Below are 19,209 nucleotides of genomic sequence, written 5' to 3'. Positions count from 1 at the left end.
GCTGGACTCTTCTTATGGGCAAGGATGTAGCATGCTTGTAGTTATACTACATGAATTGGCTTTTTGCCTGCTCAATGCGTAACTCGATGTCCCCATATCAGGCGCGATGGCGCACATGTAGCCCTTAAACCGGTTTTTCCTGATCGCGCAAAAGCCCGGCCAGACTGGCAGCTTCCACCGGACGACTGATCAGATAGCCCTGCACCTCATCGCAACGCTCAGCGCGTAGAAATTCCAGCTGATCCTGTCGCTCGACGCCCTCAGCCACCACTTTCAGCGACAGCCCATGGGCCATGGCAATGATCGCGCGAGTGATCGCCGCATCTTCGCTGCCCTCACCCAGGCCGCGAATGAACGCCTGATCGATCTTCACGTAATCCACCGGAATGCGCTTGAGGTAACTCAACGACGAATAGCCGGTGCCGAAATCGTCGATGGCCAGTTTCACCCCCAGATCGCGCAACTGTTGGAAGGTCGCGATGATGTGTTCGACGCTGTCGAGCAACTGGCTTTCGGTCAGTTCCAGTTCGAGGTAGTGCGGCGCCAGACCGGTTTCCTCCAGCACCTGGCGCACCAGACTGACCAGCTTGCCCTGGCGCAATTGATGCACCGACAGGTTCACCGAAACCCGGATCGGCTCCAGCCCCTGCCGCTGCCACTCGCAGGCCTGCCAGCATGCCTGACGCAAGACGAATTCACCGATTGGCCCGATCAAACCGGTTTCCTCGGCCAGCCCGATGAAATCCCCCGGCGGTACTCGGCCCATGGTCGGATGATCCCAACGCACCAGCGCTTCCGCGGCGTTCAGCCGCCCGGTTTGCAGGCACAGCTTGGGCTGATAGAACACTTTCAGCTGCCTGTCTTCGATGGCTTTGCGCAACTGGTTTTCCAGCTGCAAACGCTCAAGGGTGCTGGCCTGCAGACTGTCGGTGTAGAACTGGAAATTGTTACCGCCCAGGTGTTTGGCATGCTGCATGGCCATGTTCGATTGGCTGACCAGCGCAGAAATCTCCCGGGCATTGTCCGGCAGCATGCTGATGCCCATCGAGGCGCTGACCACCAGCTCATGCCCCTCGACCGTCAGTGGCAGGCGCAACTTGCTCGACAGACGCGTGGCGACCCGGGCCAGGCTCGACAGGTTACCGTAGGCATCGAACAGCACGGCGAACTCGTCGCCGGACAACCGGGCGATGGTGTCGGCTTCCGGCAAGGCGTTGACCAAGCGGCGCGCCATCTTCTGCAGCAACTGGTCGGCAATCTCATGGCCAAGGCTGTCGTTAAGCAATTTGAAACGATCAAGATTGATGTGCAGCAAGGCCAGACTCCGCCGGCCCTGACGCGAGCGCTGATGCGCTTCATGCAAGCGTTCGCGGAACAGTGAGCGGTTGGCGAGCCCAGTGAGTTCGTCGTAATGGGTCAGATAACGCATGCGCTCTTCGGATTCGCGCCGCGCCGACAAATCGGCGAAGAAGCCGACGATATGACTGACATTTCCCCGACCATCGCGCACCGCATTCAATTGCAGCCACTGCGGATACAACTCGCCGTTCTTGCGCGTCTCCACCAGTTCGCCCTGCCAACTGCCGTGCTGCTCCAATGCATGACGGATCGCCACGTAATGGCGACGAGCATCGCGGCTGCATGGCAGCTCGACGACGTTGCGCCCGAGCATGTCCTCGATGTCGTAACCGGTGACGTGGCTGAACGCCTGATTGATCGCAATCAGCGCGTAGTTCGGATCGAGAATGACGATGCCCTCACTGGCCGCTTCGAACACCGTTGCCGCCAGCCGCTGCTGCTCTTCGAGGCTTTTACTGGCACTGATGTCCCGTCGGGTACCGACCATGCGGATTACCCGACCGCTGTCGCTGCGCTCTACCGCGCGGCCACGGTCTTCGATCCAGACCCAATGGCCATCGCTGTGACGCACGCGGTATTCGATCTGATAGTCCTCGGTGCGGCCCTTCAAATGCTCGATCAACGCGTATTTCAGCGTCGGCACATCGTCTGGATGCAGACGTGGCTTGAGGTCGCGCAGGAGCGCCGTGACGTATTCCGGAGCGAGGCCGAACAGTTCCTGAATCTGCGTGTGGTGGACTTCGTCGGTTTGCAGGTTCCAGTCCCACAGACCCAACTCACTGGCCTTCAACGCCAGCGCCAGGCGTGCCTCGCTTTTGCTCAAGGCCTGATTGGCCGCGTCCAGCTCGCGGCTGCGTTGGGCAACGCGGTCTTCGAGTTCGACCTGGGCTTCGCGCAGCTTGCCCTCGGCGCAGCGGCGATGATCGATTTCCTTGGCCAGTTCCTGATTGAGCTGTTCGCTGCGCGACTGCGTCTGTTGCATGTGTTCGATCAAGTGCTGATTCTGAAAGCGCCGCAGTAACCCGCGATCAATCAGCCGATTGACCTGCCACGCCACCACGCTCAGGGAGCCGAGCAGGATAAGGCCGAGCCAGCCCCAACCGCGCGCCTGTTCGTCGCCGCCCCAGAACAGATAACCGATCGCCGGCAACAGGCAGGGCAAGGTAAACGACAGAAACGCCGGCAGGCTCACCGCGTAAGCGACACTGGCTGACAAGGTTGCGGCGCCGATCAGGCCGAATACCCAGGCCTGCTGCATGAAGTTGTCGGCGGGCACCAGGGCGATTCCGGCGCCGGCCAGGGTCAGGCCGGTCATGGTCGAGCCAAGCAGAAACATCCGCCGCCAGATCGGCTGCGCCTGACGGTCAGGGATCGCCGAATCGAACGCGGCGACCTGAATCACCCGCAACGCCACCAGCGACAGCAACCACACCAGCCAGACGCTGACCACGAAGTAGCGCTGCGGGCTCCAGAGCAAACCGGCGCAGACCAGACCATTGATCAACATGAACAGTGTGGGCAACAACGAGCCCTGATACAGCAGACGCGTGCGCTCGACCGCCATTTCGGTGGCGTAGCGCTTGCGGATAACCCGGGGTTCCACAGAGGGGCCCGACAGTTCGGAGCTGAGGGTCATGGGCAACGTTCTTGTTCTTATAAGGAGGGCGTGCGCCCGAAACGTGGAGGGAGCATACACAAGCCGATCCCGTTGCCAAACTGCTCCAGATCATAATTTCAACGAAACTTTTCCGCTCCTGGCCAGCGGCAAATCCCTTGGAGGGCGGCGGGCCGATGCCTGTAGGGAGTGACCAACCGGTCGTCATCGACAAGACTTTCATCGGCTAATGCAAAGCTCGGTTTGCCCGGGCCTGCGGCGCACCCTAGAATGCCCCGATGCGCGATGATCTCTCCCTTCTGCTGAACTCCCTCAACGATGCCCAACGCCAGGCCGTAGCAGCCCCCGTTGGCCGTCAGTTGGTCCTGGCCGGTGCTGGCTCCGGTAAAACCCGAGTGCTGGTGCACCGTATCGCCTGGTTGATCCAGGTCGAAAACGCCTCGCCCCACTCCATTCTGTCGGTGACCTTCACCAACAAGGCCGCTGCCGAGATGCGTCATCGCATCGAGCAGTTGCTGGGTATCAACCCGGCCGGCATGTGGGTCGGCACCTTCCACGGCCTTGCGCACCGATTGCTGCGGGCGCACTGGCAGGAAGCCGGCTTGAGCCAGACTTTCCAGATTCTCGACAGCGACGACCAGCAACGGCTGGTCAAGCGGGTGATCCGCGAGTTGGGCCTGGACGAGCAACGCTGGCCCGCGCGTCAGGCGCAGTGGTTCATCAACGGCCAGAAAGACGAAGGTCTGCGCCCGCAACACATTCAGGCCAGCGGCGATTTGTACCTGGCGACCATGCGCGGCATTTACGAAGCCTACGAGGCGGCGTGCCAGCGTGCCGGCGTCATCGACTTCTCCGAACTGCTGCTGCGCGCCCTCGACTTGTGGCGCGATCATCCGGGCCTGCTGGCGCATTATCAGAAGCGCTTCCGGCATATTCTGGTGGACGAGTTCCAGGACACCAACGCCGTGCAGTACGCCTGGTTGCGCCTGCTCGGCAAGGGCGGCGACAGCCTGATGGTGGTCGGCGACGATGACCAGTCGATTTACGGCTGGCGCGGCGCGAAGATCGAAAACATTCATCAGTACTCGTCCGACTTCGCCGACTCGGTGACTATTCGTCTGGAGCAGAATTACCGCTCCACCGCCGGTATCCTCAAAGCCGCCAACGCACTGATCGCCAACAACACCGGACGTCTCGGCAAAGAACTGTGGACCGACGGGGGTGATGGCGAAGCAATCAATCTGTACGCCGCGTTCAATGAACACGACGAAGCACGCTACGTTGTCGAAACCATCGAAAGCGCGCTGAAAACCGGCTTGGCTCGCAGCGATATCGCGATTTTGTACCGATCCAACGCCCAATCGCGCGTTCTGGAAGAAGCCTTGCTGCGCGAGCGCATTCCTTACCGCATCTATGGTGGTCAGCGCTTCTTCGAGCGTGCGGAAATCAAGAACGCCATGGCATATCTGCGCTTGCTCGAAGGTCGCGGCAACGATGCGGCGCTGGAGCGGGTGATCAACGTGCCGGCCCGTGGCATTGGCGAAAAAACCGTCGAAGCGATCCGCGATCACGCACGCCACAGCGACGTGTCGATGTGGGAGGCGATGCGCCAATTGGTCGCCAACAAAGGCCTGACCGGTCGCGCGGCGGGTGCGCTGGGTGCGTTTATCGAGCTGATCGAGAACCTCGCCGCCAAGTGCATGGAAATGCCGCTGCACCTGATGACGCAAACCGTCATCGAGCAGTCCGGCCTCATTGCCTACCACGAAGCGGAAAAAGGTGAGAAAGGCCAGGCCCGGGTAGAAAACCTTGAGGAACTGGTCAGCGCCGCGCGCAACTTCGAAAACACCGAAGAAGACGAAGAGCTGACGCCGCTGGCGGCATTCCTCGGTCACGCTTCGCTGGAGGCCGGTGACACTCAAGCCGACGAGCACGAAGACAGTATTCAGTTGATGACGCTGCACAGCGCCAAAGGTCTGGAATTCCCTTACGTGTTCCTCGTGGGTATGGAAGAAGGCCTGTTCCCGCACAAGATGAGTCTGGAAGAACCAGGACGTCTTGAGGAAGAGCGACGCCTGGCCTACGTCGGCATCACCCGGGCGATGCAGAATCTGGTGATGACCTATGCTGAAACCCGACGCCTGTACGGCAGCGAGACTTACAACAAAGTCTCTCGTTTCGTACGCGAGGTGCCGAAGGGTCTGATTCAGGAAGTGCGTTTGTCGAACAGCGTCAGCCGTCCGTTCGGCGGCAACCAGTCGATGAGCGGCAGCAACCTGTTCAGTGGCAGCGAAATCCCGGAAACGGGTTTCAACCTCGGTCAGGCGGTGCGCCACTCGATCTTTGGTGACGGTGTGATCCTCAACTTCGAAGGTGCCGGCGCGCAGGCACGGGTGCAGGTGAATTTCAGCGAAGGCAGCAAGTGGCTGATGCTCGGCTACGCCAAGCTGGAAGCTATCTAAAAGCGAAAGATCGCAGCCTTCGGCAGCGCCTACAGGGGATTGTGTGTATCTGTAGGAGCTGGCGCAGGCTGCGATCCTTTGATCTAAACCCACCCGGAACAGGGCAGTGCAAATGGGCTCAGGCTTCTTCTCTTCCTGGACATTCTGGGCCCTGCTTTCGGCCACTTTCGCCGCATTGACCGCGATCTTCGCCAAAATCGGTATCGAAAACGTCAATTCCGACTTCGCCACTCTGCTGCGCACCATCGTGGTACTGGTCAGTCTGGCCTTGATTTTGTACGCAACGGGCCAATATCAGTCATTAGGATCGATCTCCGCCAAGAGCTACCTGTTCCTGCTGTTGTCCGGACTGGGCACAGGCGCGTCGTGGCTGTGCTACTTCCGCGCGTTGAAAGTCGGCCCGGCCTCGCTGGTCGCACCGGTGGATAAACTCAGCGTGGTGCTGGTGGCGGTGCTCGGCGTGATCCTGCTGGGCGAGAAACTTGATCTGCGCCAGTGGGGCGGTATCGGCCTTATCACCGCCGGTGTGGTGTTGCTGGCGTTTCGTCGCTAAGGCGAATTCGCACTGAACCTGTCCCTCTTTCCTACAGCCAAAAGTACACAGCCTTATTGCCTCGACGAAGCTGAACGCAACCTGTCAGGCAAAAGCCCGAAACACTCTCTCGCTAGCCAGTAACACTTCAGCTGTGCAACATGGCGCGCGTGTCTCCACAAACGGGAATTCCCTTTATGAAACGTTTTCTTAGCATCGCCATGGCGTTGTGCATCGGCCTGACGATGAGCCTCGACGCCAACGCCAAGCGCTTTGGTGGTGGCAAAAGCGCCGGCGCTGCGCCGACGCACCAGACCAGCCAGATGGCTCCTTCTTCTCCAGGCATGGGCGGCGCCGCTGCGACCGCGGGTGCTGCCGGTGCCGCAGGCGCTGCGGCCAAGGCCGGCGGTGCCTCGAAATGGCTCGGCCCACTGGCCGGTATCGCCGCCGGTGGCCTGCTCGCGTCCATGTTCATGGGTGGCGGCTTCCAGGGCATGCAGATCTTCGACATCCTGATCATGGCCGTGATCGCGTTCGTGATCTTCCGCTTTATCGCCGCGCGTCGCCGCAAGCAGCAGGAGCAGTTCGCTCCGGCAGGCGCACCGATGCAGCGTGAAGTGTTCGAGCAGAAACCCGCTGCCATGGGTTCGATCTTCGGTGGTTCGGCCGCACCTGCTGCCGCCCGTCCGGTGATCAATGCGCCAGCCTGGTTCAACGAAGAACGCTTCCTCGAAGCTGCACGCAGCCACTTCCAGGCGCTGCAGCAGCACTGGGACGCTAACGAGATGGACAAGATCGCCGAGTTCGTCACGCCGCAGATGTTCGACTTCCTCAAGCGTGAGCGTGCAGATCTGGGTGACGCGTTCCAGTCGACCTACATCGACAACCTCCAGGTACAACTGGACGGCGTCGATGACCGTGCTGACAAGACCATCGCCACCCTGACCTTCAACGGTGTATCGAAGACCTCGCGCTTCGACCAGGGCGAAGTGTTCAGCGAAAGCTGGAACATGGAGCGTCCACAGGGCGACAACCAGCCTTGGCTGGTTGCAGGTATCCGCCAGAACGGCTGATCCCTCCCCACGCTTCACTTGCTGTCATAAAAACCCCAGCCTCGGCTGGGGTTTTCTATTTCGCGGTTGCATCTATAGCGAGCTACTGTATAAACCGGCCCATATAAACCGCGCCATTCAAGCAAGAGGATCCCGGACGTGGAAGAAATCATCGAACAACTGCGTGAAGCCAACGAACCCGTGCCGGTTCCTTTGGAATTGCCTGACGAAGATCTGCTGGTCGAAATCGAAGAACAACTGTTCATCGACATTCCGTTTGTCTTCAGAGAATTTTTGCTGACCGTCAGCGATGTGGTGTACGGCAGCCTCGAGCCGGTGACGGTCACCGACCCACAATCCCACACCTACTTGCCGGATGTGGCCGCCAACGCCTGGGATGCGGGGGTTGATCGCAGCCTGATTCCAATCTGTCAGGACGGCGACGACTACTACTGTGTCGAGGAGGATGGCACGGTGGTGCTGTGGCAGGCCGAAGAAGAGTTGATTGCCGAGGAAACCTGGGAATCGGTGTGGCACTGGGCGCGGGACGTCTGGCTGGAAAGCTGATCGGCCAGCCGCCCCGGCCGGTCAATGCCCCGACGACTCTTTGTGGTTGTCGAGGGTTTCCAGCAGCGCCACCTGCATCCGCGTGTGCACGCGGATGAACCAGCGCCAGAGCAGCGCCGCCACGGCGGCCGCGACCACGGCGATCAGTACCAGCAACTTGTTGGTCGGCAAGATACTGGCCGACAAGGCTGCCAACAGCAGGAAAATCACCAGCAGCGAGAGAATCGGGATCACTTCGGCGATCACCCGGCGCACTCGCTGTGTGTGACGCCCGGCCATCTCGGGTTTCACGCCCATCTCCGCCAGCAGCATCGACAGAGCTTTGAGCTTGCGATAAGCGGCAATCAAAAACGGCAGAGAGACCAGCAACGCCCCGCCCCAGATCAACGCCTTCTGCCAGCTCGGATCGCTGATCCAGTCTTGCAGCGACAGCGAGATGCGTTCAGCGAAATACGCGCCGGCGAAAAAGATCGCAATCACCAGCGCCAGATTGACGCCGACCTGCAGCAAGATCTTGCGAATGATTGAAGCAAGCATCGCGCCCTCGCCTTGCGGCTGGATACTGCGCAGCCATTCGCCGTACATGCCCAGCACACGACCGAGACGCTTGGGCACGGCCGCCGACAGCTTGATCGACAGCGGATCTGCCGCGCGAATCAGATACGGTGTCAGCAGCGTGGTGATCACCGACACGGCGACAGCGACCGGATAGAGGAAGTTACTGGTGACCTGCAAGGTCATACCCAGTGCGGCGATGATGAAGGAAAATTCGCCAATCTGTGACAGACCCATCCCCACTCGCAGTGAGGTGCGTCCGTCGTTGCCGGCGATAAAGGCCCCGAGGCCGCAGGACAACATCTTGCCGAGCACAACGGCCACGGTGATCACCGCAATCGGCCACGCATATTCAAGCAGAATCATCGGGTCGAGCATCAGGCCGATGGCAACGAAGAAGATCGCACTGAACAGATCGCGAACCGGCTCGATCAGCCGTTCTATTTTCAGCAACTGGCGCGACTCGGCCATGATCGCGCCGATCAGGAACGCACCGAGCACCATGCTGTATTCAAGCTTGACCACCAGCAGGCAAAAGCCGAAACACAGGCCCAGCACAGTGATCAGCAGCATCTCGTTGCTTTCGAATTTGGCCACGTAAGCCAGCAAACGCGGCACCAGCAGAATGCCGATGACCAAAGCGACGATCATGAACAGCGACAGCTTGCCGACTGTGGAGAACACTTCTCCGGAGCTGACTGTACCGCTGACCGCAATGCTGGAAAGCAGCGCAATGATGCCAATGCCGAGGATGTCTTCGACGATCAGCACACCGAAGATCAACTGCGCAAAACGCTCATTCTTCATCTTCAGGTCATTGAGCGCCTTGACGATGATGGTGGTCGAGGAAATCGCCAGGATTGCGCCGAGGAACAGCGAATCCATGGTGTTCCAGTCGAACCAACGGCCGATTTCGTAGCCGATCCAGATCATCAGGACGATTTCGAGGAACGCCGCAATAAACGCCGTGGCACCGACCTTGAACAACTTGCGCAGGCTGAACTCCAACCCGAGGCAGAACATCAGGAAAATCACTCCGAGTTCGGCGAGAGTCTTGATGGTTTCTTCGTCGTGAATCAGGCCGAACGGCGGGGTGTGCGGGCCGATGATGAACCCGGCGACGATATAGCCGAGCACCACCGGCTGCTTGAAGCGATGAAACAACACGGTCACCACGCCTGCGACCAACATGATCACTGCCAGATCCTGAATAAAACTGATGGCATGCATGGCGTGGGCTCCTTGAATGACGAGGCTCGCCAGCAGACGTCAGAAATGTCTGGGTGAGCGAAGTAAAAATCCGCTTTTCGTGTGGGAATTGCCTTTGTAAGGGGCTTTTGCAGGTTAACACCGCGACTTGCGGCTGGAAGGCGGTGCAATATATGGAAACAGATCGCTTCCGGCGTGACGGCGGCCAGTCGCCCGGCGTCCCGATAACGGTGCTTTTGAAAAGCGACCAGGCACCCGCAGAGGTGCTTCCAGCAACCAGCCTTGATCCGTGAGAACGTTATGGAACCCGGAAACGCCCAGCTGTCGATGACGGTACTGATGACCCCCGACATGGCCAACTTCTCTGGCAATGTCCACGGTGGCACCCTGCTCAAATACCTCGACGAAGTGGCTTATGCCTGCGCGAGCCGCTATGCCGGCCGCTACGTGGTGACCCTGTCGGTGGATCAGGTGATTTTCCGCGAGCCGATTCATGTCGGCGAACTGGTGACCTTCCTCGCGTCGGTCAACTACACCGGCAACACCTCGATGGAAGTCGGCATCAAAGTGGTGACCGAGAACATCCGCGAGCGCTCGGTGCGCCACACCAACAGCTGCTTCTTTACCATGGTGGCGGTGGATGACCAGCGCAAGCCGGCCGCCGTGCCGCCGCTGCAACCGCAGAACAGCGAAGACAAGCGTCGTTATATACAGGCGCAGCAGCGTCGGCAGATTCGTCAGGAACTGGAGAAGCGCTATCAGGAGATCAAGGGCGACGCCTGATCAGACTTTGGATTGATGTTGTCTGAGTTATAGCCTTCGCGAGCAAGCTCGCTCCCACAAGTACCGCGTCAACCTGTGGGAGCGAGCTTGCTCGCGAATGGGGCAACACGGTCTTACAGACTGATTGCAGTAGCCTCGAACTTCACCCGCGGATGCGCGATCCTATCCTGCGCCCGCACCAGTTGCAGCTCATAACTGGCGCACGCCTGAGTCTCCAGCAACACCTCATGCACCGCCGCCGCAGTGAATTCGAACGCCGCCACCAGACTGTCGCCCAGCAGCACCCGCGCCAGGAACAGGCCAGACGTCAGATCACCCACACCCACCGGCTGACGTGGAAACGCCAACAGCGGGCGGCGCAGATGCCAGCTGCCTTCGGCCGTCACCAACAACATCTCGAAGCCATCGGCCGGTTTACCCGGGTAATCCAGATGCTTGACCAGCACTGCTTTGGGCCCACGCGCCAGCAATGCTCGCGCCATCGCCAGGCAATCGAACAACGATTGCGGCTTGCGCCCGGAAAAGCTGTCCAGCTCCAACTGGTTCGGACACATGATGTCCGCCACAGCAGCCGCTTCTTCCAGCAGGAAATCGCTGACCTCGGTCGGCACGCTGCAACCCTTCTCCGGATGGCCCATCACCGGATCACATAGATAGAGCGCTTTCGGATTGACCGACTTGATGCGTTCGACACCGCTGAGAATCGCCCGGCCTTGCGCCGCGCTACCGAGGTATCCGGACAGCACCGCATCGCAATTGCCCAGCTCGCCAATCGCAGCAATCCCTTCGACCAACTCGGGAATCTGCTGCGGCGGCAACACTTCGCCGGCCCATTGGCCGTACTGGGTGTGGTTGGAAAACTGCACGGTGTTGAGCGGCCAGACATTGACCCCGACCCGCTGCATCGGAAAAACCGCGGCGCTGTTGCCGGCGTGGCCGAACACCACGTGGGACTGAATGGCGAGCAGATGAGGCGTACGTTTCATTCGGGTCATTCCGTAAAACGATTGAAATTCAAGCCGCGCAGTATGCGACGAAACGCAGCCTGTACGACAGACCGGCGACGCAGTTAAGCTGACGCTATCTTTTGGAGTTCGATGTTGATGCTGACCCTGGAAAACATCTTCGTGCTGATACTGTTCGCCGCTGCCGGCGCCTGGCTGTGGCACAACCACGGCTTGCGCGAGCGCGCGCTGGAGCGGGTCAAACAGCATTGCCTGAACGTGCGGGTCGAGTTGCTCGACGGCAACGTCGCCCTGAAGAAGATCGGGTTCATCAAGGACGCCAACGGTCGCCGACGACTGGCGCGGGTGTATAACTTTGAGTTCACCGTGACCGGCGAAACCCGGCATAACGGCACCATCACCCAGTTTGGCGCGCATAGTGCGCAGATCGAGCTGGCGCCCTACCCCGCACCGTTCGACGATACGCCACCGGTGGTTGAAGTACACAAGCCGCGCGCCGAAGTCATCGAGTTGAGCCAGTGGCGCCAGGAACACACCAAATGGAAGCCATGACGGCCATGTAGGAGCTGCCGAAGGCTGCGTTCTTTTGATCTTAACCCTCCCGGCACCCCGACAACCCTCTCTGTAGCACCTCGACACCCTGCGCATCACTGAAGATCAGCTCGATGCGCGAATCTTTCCGCCATTCACTGGCCTGCCAGCTCAGGTCGGCATTATTCAGGGCATTCGCAGACACCCAGCCATCCGAGCTGTGGATAACCAGTTTCGCTCTCTTGCAATCGAGGCTTGTGAGCCATTCAGCAATGCGTTGCTTGTCGAACATCTGCCCCGGATGCCAACGCCAACCAATGCTCCAGCCCCCCTCCTGCGCCTGACTCAAGCAAATAGGCAGCGTCGGATCAGTCCAGACGGCCGGCATTTGCCCTGATCCCTTGGGTACGGTCAGGTTATCCACACCGTTGACCGCTTTTGCGGCCACGCCTGGCAGTTCGCTCAGGCTTAATTGCGCCTCTTGAGTCCAGATCAACGGCACTGGCGGCAACTGCCTGGCGATTTTTCCCTTGGCCCCGTCATCAAGGTTTTCAGCCTTGTTCAACAACAGCAGACCAGCGGTTTCCAAGGCTTCCAGTTGCGCTGCCGGCAACGGTTTCCCCGCTTCCAGCGCCTGAGCATCCAGCACCAGAACACACGGCTGCACCGCCAGCACACCCAGCCACGGCACCTCACTCAACTGTTTAATCAATTGCGCCGGATGACCCAACCCGGAAGGCTCGATGAACAATCGATCCGGCTTTGCCTTGCGCAACAAACGCCCGAGGCCGATCTGAAACGGCGCGCCATTGACGCAACACAGGCAGCCCCCGGCCACTTCGCCCAGTGCGATACCATCGGCGTCGCTCGTCAGCAGTGCAGCATCGAGGCCGATCTGGCCGAACTCGTTGATCAGCACCGCCCAGCGCTCGCCGGCCGGCCGCTGGGTCATCAACTGACGAATCAGGCTGGTCTTGCCCGCGCCCAAAGGGCCAGCAATGACATGGGTAGGAATGTTCTGCAACATGGCCGGAAGCTTTCTTGGGAGATTCAAAGATGCGTTGGATGGGATGGTCGTTGCTGTTGACGCTGCTGTCGAGCGAAGCGTGGGCCCAGGCCTGCGTGGTGCACAGTCAGGGCGAGCGGCTCGATGTCAAAGTCTGCCAGCAGAACCGCAATATTCCGGAAAATCTGTTCAACGACGGTTTCTGCCAACCAACGCTGGCCGGACAGAAAGTCGAAGTGCAGTACGTCGATCAATGCCCGAGCGGCGCGTTTGGCGTGTGCAGCAACGCGCAAGTCGCCAATATGCCTTATCGCCAGGATATCCACTATTACGGCGTCGCCACCGATGCGGCGTATCTGAAGCCGTACTGCGAAGGCCAGAGCCAGGGTTCGTGGCTCAAGCCTTGAGCGTCAGCCGAGCCAGTCCAGGGTCAGTATCAAGCGACGCTCGCCCGCGCCCGGTTGCGGCGAGCGGTGAATCAGGCCGAAGCCTTCATTGCCATGCCATTTCTCGCCTTTCAACAACGCCACGTCACCACTTCCGAGTTGCTGGATGTGTATTTGCGGCTCGGCGTTGGCCTGCCCCAGTTGTTGGCGATCCATCACGCCTTCCTTGAGCCATTGGCTGCCGACACCGGCGTAAGTCGTGATCAGCCGCACCGGCACATGATCGACGTGGAAGCGCGGGCACATGGCTTGATCCAGCACCCGCAGGCGCAGGCCGATGCGCCGCGCACCGAGCAAGCAGGCGAAGGCGCTCACTAACCATTTCAGGTCGGCGATAAAGCCCTCATAGCCTTCCAGATCGCGGAATCCTGAAGCCAGTCCGGTGAGATCAGGCTCCGCGTCCTCACTCGGCAACTCCAGGCACAACGACTCCGCCAGCGGTTCGTTGAGCGACAGAAGTAACTGGGCGAAATCGCTGATGTGTAACGGCAGTTGGCGTTGCCAGACGGCAAGATTGGTGTCGTCTTCAAGAATGCGCGTCAGCGCCTTCGGTGTCGGGCCTTGATGCTGGTGGCGCGTACGGTTCTGCAACAGTTTAAGCGCGAGCATCAGGCGGCCTCTTCGTGCCAAGGGCCGAACGGATCCGGCAACAATCGCCAGCCTTCGACACCGAGTGCCATTTCATCATCGGTCAGCAGGCAGGCATCAAGTTCGGCAGTGAGCTGCAGGAAATCAATGTTCTGACCGATGAACACCAACTCTTGGCGGCAGTCTCCTACGCTAGGCGTCCAGTTTTCCATGATGGCTGCGGTGCTTTCCTGATCGTGTGGCCATTGGTTCTTCGGCACAAAACGCCACCAGCGCCCGGCAAAACCGTGGCGCATCAAACCGCCAGCCTGCGACCAGCTAGCGGCGTCGGTGGGTTTGCTAGCGAGCCAGAAAAAACCTTTGGAGCGCAGCAGCTTGCCGTTCAGCCATGGCCGATCGATGAAACTGAAAAAGCGTTGCGGATGAAACGGACGACGCGCGCGGTACGCGGTTGAAGCGATGCCGTACTCGTCGGTTTCCGGCACGTGCTCACCGCGCAACTCCTGTAGCCAGCCTGGTGCTTGCGCGGCTTTCTCAAAGTCGAAACGACCGGTATTGAGGATTTTCTCCAGCGGCACCTCGCCCATCACCATCGGGATAATTTCGGCTTGGGCGTTGAGGCGTTTGAGGATGGCGATCAATTCCTCACGCTCGGGCTGGCTGATCAGGTCGATCTTGCTGACCAATAGCACGTCGGCGAACTCGATCTGCTCGACCAACAGATCAGTGATGGAGCGCTCGTCTTCCTCGCCGAGAATTTCGCCACGGGAAGCGAGGCTTTCCGCCGCCTGGTAGTCGGGAAGGAAATTCACGCCATCGACTACAGTGACCATGGTGTCGAGACGGGCGATGTCGGAAAGGCTTTGCCCGTGTTCATCGCGGAAGGTGAAGGTTTCAGCTACCGGCAATGGTTCGGAGATGCCTGTGGATTCGATCAGCAAATAATCGAAGCGCCCTTCCCGGGCGAGCTTGCTGACTTCTTCAAGCAAGTCTTCGCGTAACGTACAGCAGATACAGCCGTTGCTCATTTCGACGATTTTTTCTTCTGCGCGATTTAAGCTGACATCACGCTGAACTTCGCTGCCATCGATATTGATCTCGCTCATATCATTGACGATGACGGCTACCCGCAAACCCTTTCGATTACGTAGTACGTAATTCAAAAGTGTACTTTTTCCGGCGCCGAGAAATCCTGAAAGTACGGTGACGGGCAATTCTACTGACATTGGATAATCCTCTTCGGATGGCAGCCAATTAGCGCTTTTGCTTGCGCACGGCGCTTTTGCGCTTCCCACGGTGAATGACGTAGAAAACAAACGCTTTGAAATCGGCCTGCCCAGGCTAAATTCCGATTAATGTTATAGTATAACAACATGAAGAAACCAGCCTTCTCTTGTCTTGATCGACAAAGAGTCCGAAGCTGTACCCATCCCGAGCCTGGAAATCCAATGAAAAGTGCGCTGAAATGCTCGATGTTGAGCCTTGGGTTATTAGTGGCCGGAAACGCTTGCGCCCAATTGCCAGCGCTCGCCAGTTGCACGCGCAGCGCCAACCTGCTCGCGTGCGTGGATGCCGACGGCAACGCCTATAGCGTCAACACTGTCGGCAACACGCTTTATCTGCGAGGGTTTGAAAAGGTTGGCCAGCGTTATTGGGCGCAAACCAACAGCCGTTTCGGCCAACTGACGTTCTTCACCGGCATCGCCTCTGATGGCGAAGCGTGGGTGGGCTACACACGACGCGTCGGCTGGACAACGATCAATCGCTTCTCCAGCTCAGGCGGCAGCAGTGCAAAGTTCACCTGCAGCCGGATTACCGGCTGTTAGACCTGCGCCTTTTGCTGCTCTTGCTGCCAGGCAAGGTAGCTATCAACGGGAGCATTCTTTTCAAAGTAGTGCTGCAATCCTTTAAACAACCCCTCTGCCACGGCTTGCTGATGCCGAGCGGTGACCAGACGCTGACTGTCGCGCACATTGGAAATGAAGCCGGTTTCCACCAGAATTGAAGGCACATCGGGTGATTTCAGTACTGCAAAACCAGCTTGCTCCACACGCTTCTGGTGCAGAGTGGTGATACCGGCAAGACTGCTCAGCACCGTGCTGCCGAGCTGCAAGCTGGCAGCGATTGTCGCGGTCATCGACATGTCGAGAATCACCCCGGCGAGCATCGGATCCTTGTCCTTCAAATTGAGCAGACTTGTCGCACCGAGCAGGTCCGCGCCGTTCTCTCGCTGCGCCATGAAGCGCGCAGTCGCAGAAGTTGCGCCACCTTCAGACAAGCAATACACAGACGCGCCAGAAGCGGTCAGGCGCGGTGCCGCGTCGGCATGCACCGAAATAAACATGTCGGCCTTGTGCTGCCTGGCGATCTCCACACGCTTGCGCAACGGAACGAAAAAGTCGTCATTGCGCACCAGTTTTACGTCAAAGCCTTTCTCTTTTTTCAGGCGTTTAGCGAGCAACTGCGCGATGGAAAGCACTACATCTTTTTCCCGTTCGCCCTTGGCGCCAACCGCGCCGGGATCCTTGCCGCCATGTCCCGGATCAACGACTACGATGATGTCGCGCTTCGGATGAGCGCTAATCTGCGGTGTTTCACGTGGAACCTTTGGGGCTATTGGCGTTGGATTCGCGCTGATCAAATCCAACACCAAGCGATGACTTTGCCCATCCTGCGGCGCCAAAAGGAAACTGCTCAGCAGCACCGGATTGCTCAGATCAAGAACAATCCGCGTATCACCCAGACCAAAAGGCCCCGATCGGATTGACTGTATGACCGAGCCATCCAGCGCCAACTGACTGAAATCTCCGCTCAAGCGAGCCCCACTCACATCAATGATTAGCCGTTCAGGCGAACTGAGCGTGAAGGTCTTATAGCTGACCGGCCCACTCAAATCGAACACCAACCGCACTTTGTCCTCAGATCGCCAAAGTCGTGCCTGACGAATTTGCGCAGCCGACACGCTGAGGGGCAAAACCAACGTAGCGCTGGCCAAAATCAGATTGAGCACCTGCCGTCTGTGCATATGAAAACCCGTTCATGAAAAAGACATCGTGATTTGAATTGTTATAATGTAACATCCAAGTCAATCAACAGATGGTCCCGAACATGAATTCGCTTTCACTCCCGGATATCGCCGCGCAGGCCACTCGCCAAGTTTTGCCCCTCGAATGGGTGGGCATGCATGGCATCGCATTGCCTGTTTCGTTGGAAGGCCAAAGTATGAGTGCCAAGGCTGACGCAGGAGTGAGTCTGGATGACGGCGAAGCACGTGGGATTCACATGTCGCGGCTGTATATGGCTCTGGAAGCGCTCGAACAGGAACGCCTGACACCGGCTCTTCTACACCAGATACTCAAACGATTTCTGCAGAGCCACGAAGGTCTATCCAGCCGAGCCTACCTGAACATTCACACCGAATTACTGCTGAAACGCCCCGCGCTGATCAGTCCACTGGCCGGCTGGAAATCCTATCCGGTGACGATTTTGGCCAGCCTGAAAAACACGATGTTCCACGTGGAACTCAAAATTGAAGTGCCTTATTCGTCGACTTGCCCGTGCTCCGCTGCCCTGGCCCGGCAGTTGATCCAGCAACAATTCATCGACGACTTCGCCAATAAAGCTCTTCAGCATGCAGACGTTCTGGCCTGGCTCGGCTCGAGCCAAGGCATCGTCGCCACACCTCACAGCCAACGCAGTACCGCCCAACTGCATCTACACCTCGATGAGTTCATTGATGAGTTCCCCCTGAGTGCGATCATCAATGACGCCGAAGCAGCCCTTGGCACCGCCGTACAAACCGCAGTAAAACGCGCAGACGAACAAGCCTTCGCCCTCGCCAACGGCCAGAACCTGATGTTCTGTGAAGACGCGGCGCGCCGTCTAAATCTGGCATTGCGGCGCACCCCGGGAGTCAGCGCATTCCATCTGCGAGTAATCCACGCCGAAAGCCTGCACGCCCACGATGCTGTCGCCGAAAGCCATTGGCAGCGTGAACAAGCATGATCCGTTGCCAATCCCTGAGTTGGGGCGCACCCGGCCAACCACTGGCCGCGCCCCTGAGTCTTGAACTCGACAGCGGCAGCCTGACCGCGATCATCGGCGCCAACGGCTGTGGCAAGAGCAGTCTGCTGAAAGTCATCGCCGGGCTGCAAAAGCCCTTGGCAGGAAGAGTCAGCCTGAGTGTTCCACGCCAGAGCGGATTGTCGTTCTTGCCCCAACAACAGCATCTCGACCGGCAATTTCCCATCAGTCTTGAAGAACTGATCGCCGCCGGTTTCTGGGGGCGGCGACTCTCAACCCAGCTGCGAACACGGCGCTTGAAAGACGCACTCGAAAACTGGCATCTGAGCGGGCTCGAACAACGCCCACTCATGGCCTTGTCCGGTGGCGAATTGCAGCGCGCCCTACTCGCCCGTTTGAGCCTGACTGACGCCCCGGTGCTATTGCTAGACGAACCCCACGCCGCACTCGATGAACTCGGTCAACAACTGCTCTGGCAGCATATCCATGCATGGCATAGCGAAGGTCGAACATTGGTCGTGGTGTGCCACGACCTTGCCGCCGTGCGCCAACACATACCGCAAACTTTGCTGATCAAAAATAGCCAGTGTGTGTTCGGCGCGAGCGTCGAGCTGATCCAGCAAACACGTCACACGCAGGTGGCCTGATGCTCGCCGTCACCCACTTCTGGCAGCCGTTCAACGAGTTTGTATTCATGCGCCGTGCCCTGCTCGGCGGCTTGGTATTGGCATGCAGCACCGCGCCACTCGGTGTCTTTTTGATCCTGAGACGGATGAGCCTGATCGGTGACGCAGTGGCCCACGGCATCCTCCCCGGCGCGGCATTGGGTTTCTGGTTTGCCGGATTGAGTCTGCCCGCACTCACACTCGGAGGCCTCGGCGCCGGTCTGAGCATGGCCGGCCTCGCCGCCTGGATCACCCGCCGCACCGGCCTGCGTGAAGACGCCAGCCTCGCCGCCATCTACCCAATCTCCCTTGCCTGCGGCGTGCTGATTCTCGGCATCGCCGGCAAACGTCTCGACCTGCTTCACTTACTGTTTGGTTCAGCATTGGCCGTCGACAGCCCGACCCTCACCGGCATGGTGTGGGTCTCGGCTTTCAGCCTGATCGCCATGGCCCTGATCTACAAACCACTGTTGCTCGACACCCTCGACCCGTTGTTCTTGAGAACCGTGAGCCGCCTCGGTCCACTCGCCCACGGCCTCTTTCTGACGCTGGTCGTACTCAATCTGGTGATTGGCTTCCAGGCCATCGGCGCCCTGATGGTAGTCGGACTGATGATGCTCCCCGCCGCCGCCTCGCGATTCTGGAGCCGCCGACTGCCGATCCTGATAACCATCGCGGCGATCATCGGCTGCCTCTCGGTGTGGTTCGGCTTGCTGCTGTCGTTCTACTACTCGCTACCCAGCGGCCCGGCCATCGTGCTGGTCGCCGGCCTCGGCTATCTGCTGTCCGTGGTGTTCGGGCCGGTTCACGGTTTGTTGCGCCGCCCGCCTTTGCTCACATCCCAATGAGGT

Annotated in this window: 18 protein-coding genes; 11 read left to right on the top strand and 7 right to left on the bottom strand. The window is 59.1% G+C overall.

Annotation, left to right across the window (positions count from 1 at the left end):
• Nucleotides 1-124: 124 nt before the first annotated feature.
• Nucleotides 125-2,995, bottom strand: a complete 2,871-nt coding sequence (locus ACIF4X_RS13460; protein ID WP_397482509.1) for a putative bifunctional diguanylate cyclase/phosphodiesterase — start codon at nt 2,993-2,995, stop codon at nt 125-127.
• A 257-nt stretch (nt 2,996-3,252) separates the two neighbouring features.
• Here ACIF4X_RS13460 and uvrD point away from each other — a divergent pair, with 257 nt between their 5' ends.
• The 4 genes from uvrD (at nt 3,253) to ACIF4X_RS13440 (ending at nt 7,587) form a co-directional block, all read left to right on the top strand.
• The gene (uvrD, locus tag ACIF4X_RS13455; RefSeq protein ID WP_397482508.1) at nt 3,253-5,436 is read left to right on the top strand and encodes a DNA helicase II; all 2,184 of its coding nucleotides are present in this window, start codon (nt 3,253-3,255) and stop codon (nt 5,434-5,436) included.
• Between the two features lie 112 nt (nt 5,437-5,548).
• A complete protein-coding gene (locus ACIF4X_RS13450) occupies nt 5,549-5,989 on the top strand; it encodes an EamA family transporter (protein ID WP_397482533.1) in 441 nt (146 codons plus the stop codon).
• Between the two features lie 176 nt (nt 5,990-6,165).
• On the top strand, nt 6,166-7,041 hold the full coding sequence (locus tag ACIF4X_RS13445; RefSeq protein ID WP_397482507.1) for a Tim44 domain-containing protein: 876 nt from the start codon (nt 6,166-6,168) through the stop codon (nt 7,039-7,041).
• A gap of 138 nt (nt 7,042-7,179) precedes the next feature.
• Nucleotides 7,180-7,587 carry an SMI1/KNR4 family protein gene (locus ACIF4X_RS13440; RefSeq protein ID WP_003187120.1) on the top strand — a complete coding sequence of 136 codons (408 nt, stop codon included), beginning with the start codon at nt 7,180-7,182 and terminating at the stop codon, nt 7,585-7,587.
• Between the two features lie 21 nt (nt 7,588-7,608).
• Here the strand turns inward: ACIF4X_RS13440 and ACIF4X_RS13435 are convergent, their stop codons facing one another.
• On the bottom strand, nt 7,609-9,372 hold the full coding sequence (locus ACIF4X_RS13435; protein ID WP_397482506.1) for a cation:proton antiporter: 1,764 nt from the start codon (nt 9,370-9,372) through the stop codon (nt 7,609-7,611).
• Nucleotides 9,373-9,651: 279 nt separating this feature from the next.
• Between ACIF4X_RS13435 and ACIF4X_RS13430 the strand changes: the two genes are divergently transcribed.
• The gene (locus ACIF4X_RS13430; protein WP_145593770.1) at nt 9,652-10,134 is read left to right on the top strand and encodes an acyl-CoA thioesterase; all 483 of its coding nucleotides are present in this window, start codon (nt 9,652-9,654) and stop codon (nt 10,132-10,134) included.
• Between the two features lie 113 nt (nt 10,135-10,247).
• Here the strand turns inward: ACIF4X_RS13430 and pdxY are convergent, their stop codons facing one another.
• Nucleotides 10,248-11,120, bottom strand: coding sequence for a pyridoxal kinase PdxY (gene pdxY / locus ACIF4X_RS13425; RefSeq protein ID WP_397482505.1), 873 nt, complete (start codon nt 11,118-11,120; stop codon nt 10,248-10,250).
• 117 nt (nt 11,121-11,237) lie between these two features.
• Between pdxY and ACIF4X_RS13420 the strand changes: the two genes are divergently transcribed.
• Nucleotides 11,238-11,651, top strand: coding sequence for a DUF3301 domain-containing protein (locus ACIF4X_RS13420; protein ID WP_026000521.1), 414 nt, complete (start codon nt 11,238-11,240; stop codon nt 11,649-11,651).
• 40 nt (nt 11,652-11,691) lie between these two features.
• Here the strand turns inward: ACIF4X_RS13420 and ACIF4X_RS13415 are convergent, their stop codons facing one another.
• Nucleotides 11,692-12,657: a CobW family GTP-binding protein gene (locus tag ACIF4X_RS13415; RefSeq protein ID WP_397482504.1), complete on the bottom strand. Its 966-nt coding sequence runs from the start codon at nt 12,655-12,657 to the stop codon at nt 11,692-11,694.
• 29 nt (nt 12,658-12,686) lie between these two features.
• On the opposite strand from ACIF4X_RS13415, the gene ACIF4X_RS13410 reads away from it, so the two are divergent.
• On the top strand, nt 12,687-13,043 hold the full coding sequence (locus ACIF4X_RS13410; protein ID WP_397482503.1) for an NADH:ubiquinone oxidoreductase: 357 nt from the start codon (nt 12,687-12,689) through the stop codon (nt 13,041-13,043).
• Between the two features lie 3 nt (nt 13,044-13,046).
• On the opposite strand, the gene ACIF4X_RS13405 is transcribed toward ACIF4X_RS13410, so the two are convergent.
• The gene (locus ACIF4X_RS13405) at nt 13,047-13,691 is read right to left on the bottom strand and encodes a DUF1826 domain-containing protein (RefSeq protein WP_397482502.1); all 645 of its coding nucleotides are present in this window, start codon (nt 13,689-13,691) and stop codon (nt 13,047-13,049) included.
• Nucleotides 13,691-14,896: a zinc metallochaperone GTPase ZigA gene (gene zigA / locus ACIF4X_RS13400; protein WP_397482501.1), complete on the bottom strand. Its 1,206-nt coding sequence runs from the start codon at nt 14,894-14,896 to the stop codon at nt 13,691-13,693. The genes ACIF4X_RS13405 and zigA overlap by 1 nt, the downstream gene beginning before the upstream one ends.
• A gap of 222 nt (nt 14,897-15,118) precedes the next feature.
• Between zigA and ACIF4X_RS13395 the strand changes: the two genes are divergently transcribed.
• Nucleotides 15,119-15,496, top strand: coding sequence for a glutamine synthetase (locus tag ACIF4X_RS13395; protein WP_397482500.1), 378 nt, complete (start codon nt 15,119-15,121; stop codon nt 15,494-15,496).
• Here the strand turns inward: ACIF4X_RS13395 and ACIF4X_RS13390 are convergent.
• Nucleotides 15,493-16,695, bottom strand: coding sequence for an N-acetylmuramoyl-L-alanine amidase (locus tag ACIF4X_RS13390; RefSeq protein WP_397482499.1), 1,203 nt, complete (start codon nt 16,693-16,695; stop codon nt 15,493-15,495). The two genes, ACIF4X_RS13395 and ACIF4X_RS13390, sit on opposite strands and share 4 nt — an antisense overlap.
• Nucleotides 16,696-16,778: 83 nt before the next feature.
• On the opposite strand from ACIF4X_RS13390, the gene folE2 reads away from it, so the two are divergent.
• From folE2 to ACIF4X_RS13375, 3 genes are read left to right on the top strand one after another with little or no spacing between them, the layout of a single operon-like run.
• Nucleotides 16,779-17,675: a GTP cyclohydrolase FolE2 gene (folE2, locus tag ACIF4X_RS13385; RefSeq protein ID WP_397482498.1), complete on the top strand. Its 897-nt coding sequence runs from the start codon at nt 16,779-16,781 to the stop codon at nt 17,673-17,675.
• Nucleotides 17,672-18,340 carry a metal ABC transporter ATP-binding protein gene (locus tag ACIF4X_RS13380; RefSeq protein ID WP_397482497.1) on the top strand — a complete coding sequence of 223 codons (669 nt, stop codon included), beginning with the start codon at nt 17,672-17,674 and terminating at the stop codon, nt 18,338-18,340. Before folE2 ends, ACIF4X_RS13380 begins: the two co-directional genes overlap by 4 nt.
• Entirely contained in the window at nt 18,340-19,206 is an 867-nt protein-coding gene (locus tag ACIF4X_RS13375) for a metal ABC transporter permease (RefSeq protein ID WP_397482496.1), read from the top strand. Before ACIF4X_RS13380 ends, ACIF4X_RS13375 begins: the two co-directional genes overlap by 1 nt.
• Nucleotides 19,207-19,209: the final 3 nt, after the last annotated feature.

This window comes from Pseudomonas sp. NPDC085632, from assembly GCF_044541255.1.
Taxonomy (GTDB): Bacteria; Pseudomonadota; Gammaproteobacteria; order Pseudomonadales; family Pseudomonadaceae; genus Aquipseudomonas.
Note: the sequence above shows the minus strand (reverse complement) of the source record. Positions and strands in the feature narration are given on the sequence as shown.

Excerpts from the sequence above, each read along its gene's own strand:
- ACIF4X_RS13415 (WP_397482504.1), bottom strand. The coding sequence starts at position 12,657 with ATGTTGCAGAACATTCCTACCCATGTCATTGCTGGCCCTTTGGGCGCG.
- ACIF4X_RS13430 (WP_145593770.1), top strand. The coding sequence starts at position 9,652 with ATGGAACCCGGAAACGCCCAGCTGTCGATGACGGTACTGATGACCCCC.
- pdxY (WP_397482505.1), bottom strand. The coding sequence starts at position 11,120 with ATGAAACGTACGCCTCATCTGCTCGCCATTCAGTCCCACGTGGTGTTC.
- ACIF4X_RS13405 (WP_397482502.1), bottom strand. The coding sequence starts at position 13,691 with ATGCTCGCGCTTAAACTGTTGCAGAACCGTACGCGCCACCAGCATCAA.
- ACIF4X_RS13375 (WP_397482496.1), top strand. The coding sequence starts at position 18,340 with ATGCTCGCCGTCACCCACTTCTGGCAGCCGTTCAACGAGTTTGTATTC.
- ACIF4X_RS13410 (WP_397482503.1), top strand. The coding sequence starts at position 12,687 with ATGCGTTGGATGGGATGGTCGTTGCTGTTGACGCTGCTGTCGAGCGAA.
- uvrD (WP_397482508.1), top strand. The coding sequence starts at position 3,253 with ATGCGCGATGATCTCTCCCTTCTGCTGAACTCCCTCAACGATGCCCAA.
- folE2 (WP_397482498.1), top strand. The coding sequence starts at position 16,779 with ATGAATTCGCTTTCACTCCCGGATATCGCCGCGCAGGCCACTCGCCAA.
- ACIF4X_RS13445 (WP_397482507.1), top strand. The coding sequence starts at position 6,166 with ATGAAACGTTTTCTTAGCATCGCCATGGCGTTGTGCATCGGCCTGACG.
- ACIF4X_RS13435 (WP_397482506.1), bottom strand. The coding sequence starts at position 9,372 with ATGCATGCCATCAGTTTTATTCAGGATCTGGCAGTGATCATGTTGGTC.
- ACIF4X_RS13450 (WP_397482533.1), top strand. The coding sequence starts at position 5,549 with ATGGGCTCAGGCTTCTTCTCTTCCTGGACATTCTGGGCCCTGCTTTCG.
- ACIF4X_RS13380 (WP_397482497.1), top strand. The coding sequence starts at position 17,672 with ATGATCCGTTGCCAATCCCTGAGTTGGGGCGCACCCGGCCAACCACTG.
- zigA (WP_397482501.1), bottom strand. The coding sequence starts at position 14,896 with ATGTCAGTAGAATTGCCCGTCACCGTACTTTCAGGATTTCTCGGCGCC.
- ACIF4X_RS13420 (WP_026000521.1), top strand. The coding sequence starts at position 11,238 with ATGCTGACCCTGGAAAACATCTTCGTGCTGATACTGTTCGCCGCTGCC.
- ACIF4X_RS13460 (WP_397482509.1), bottom strand. The coding sequence starts at position 2,995 with ATGACCCTCAGCTCCGAACTGTCGGGCCCCTCTGTGGAACCCCGGGTT.
- ACIF4X_RS13395 (WP_397482500.1), top strand. The coding sequence starts at position 15,119 with ATGAAAAGTGCGCTGAAATGCTCGATGTTGAGCCTTGGGTTATTAGTG.
- ACIF4X_RS13390 (WP_397482499.1), bottom strand. The coding sequence starts at position 16,695 with ATGCACAGACGGCAGGTGCTCAATCTGATTTTGGCCAGCGCTACGTTG.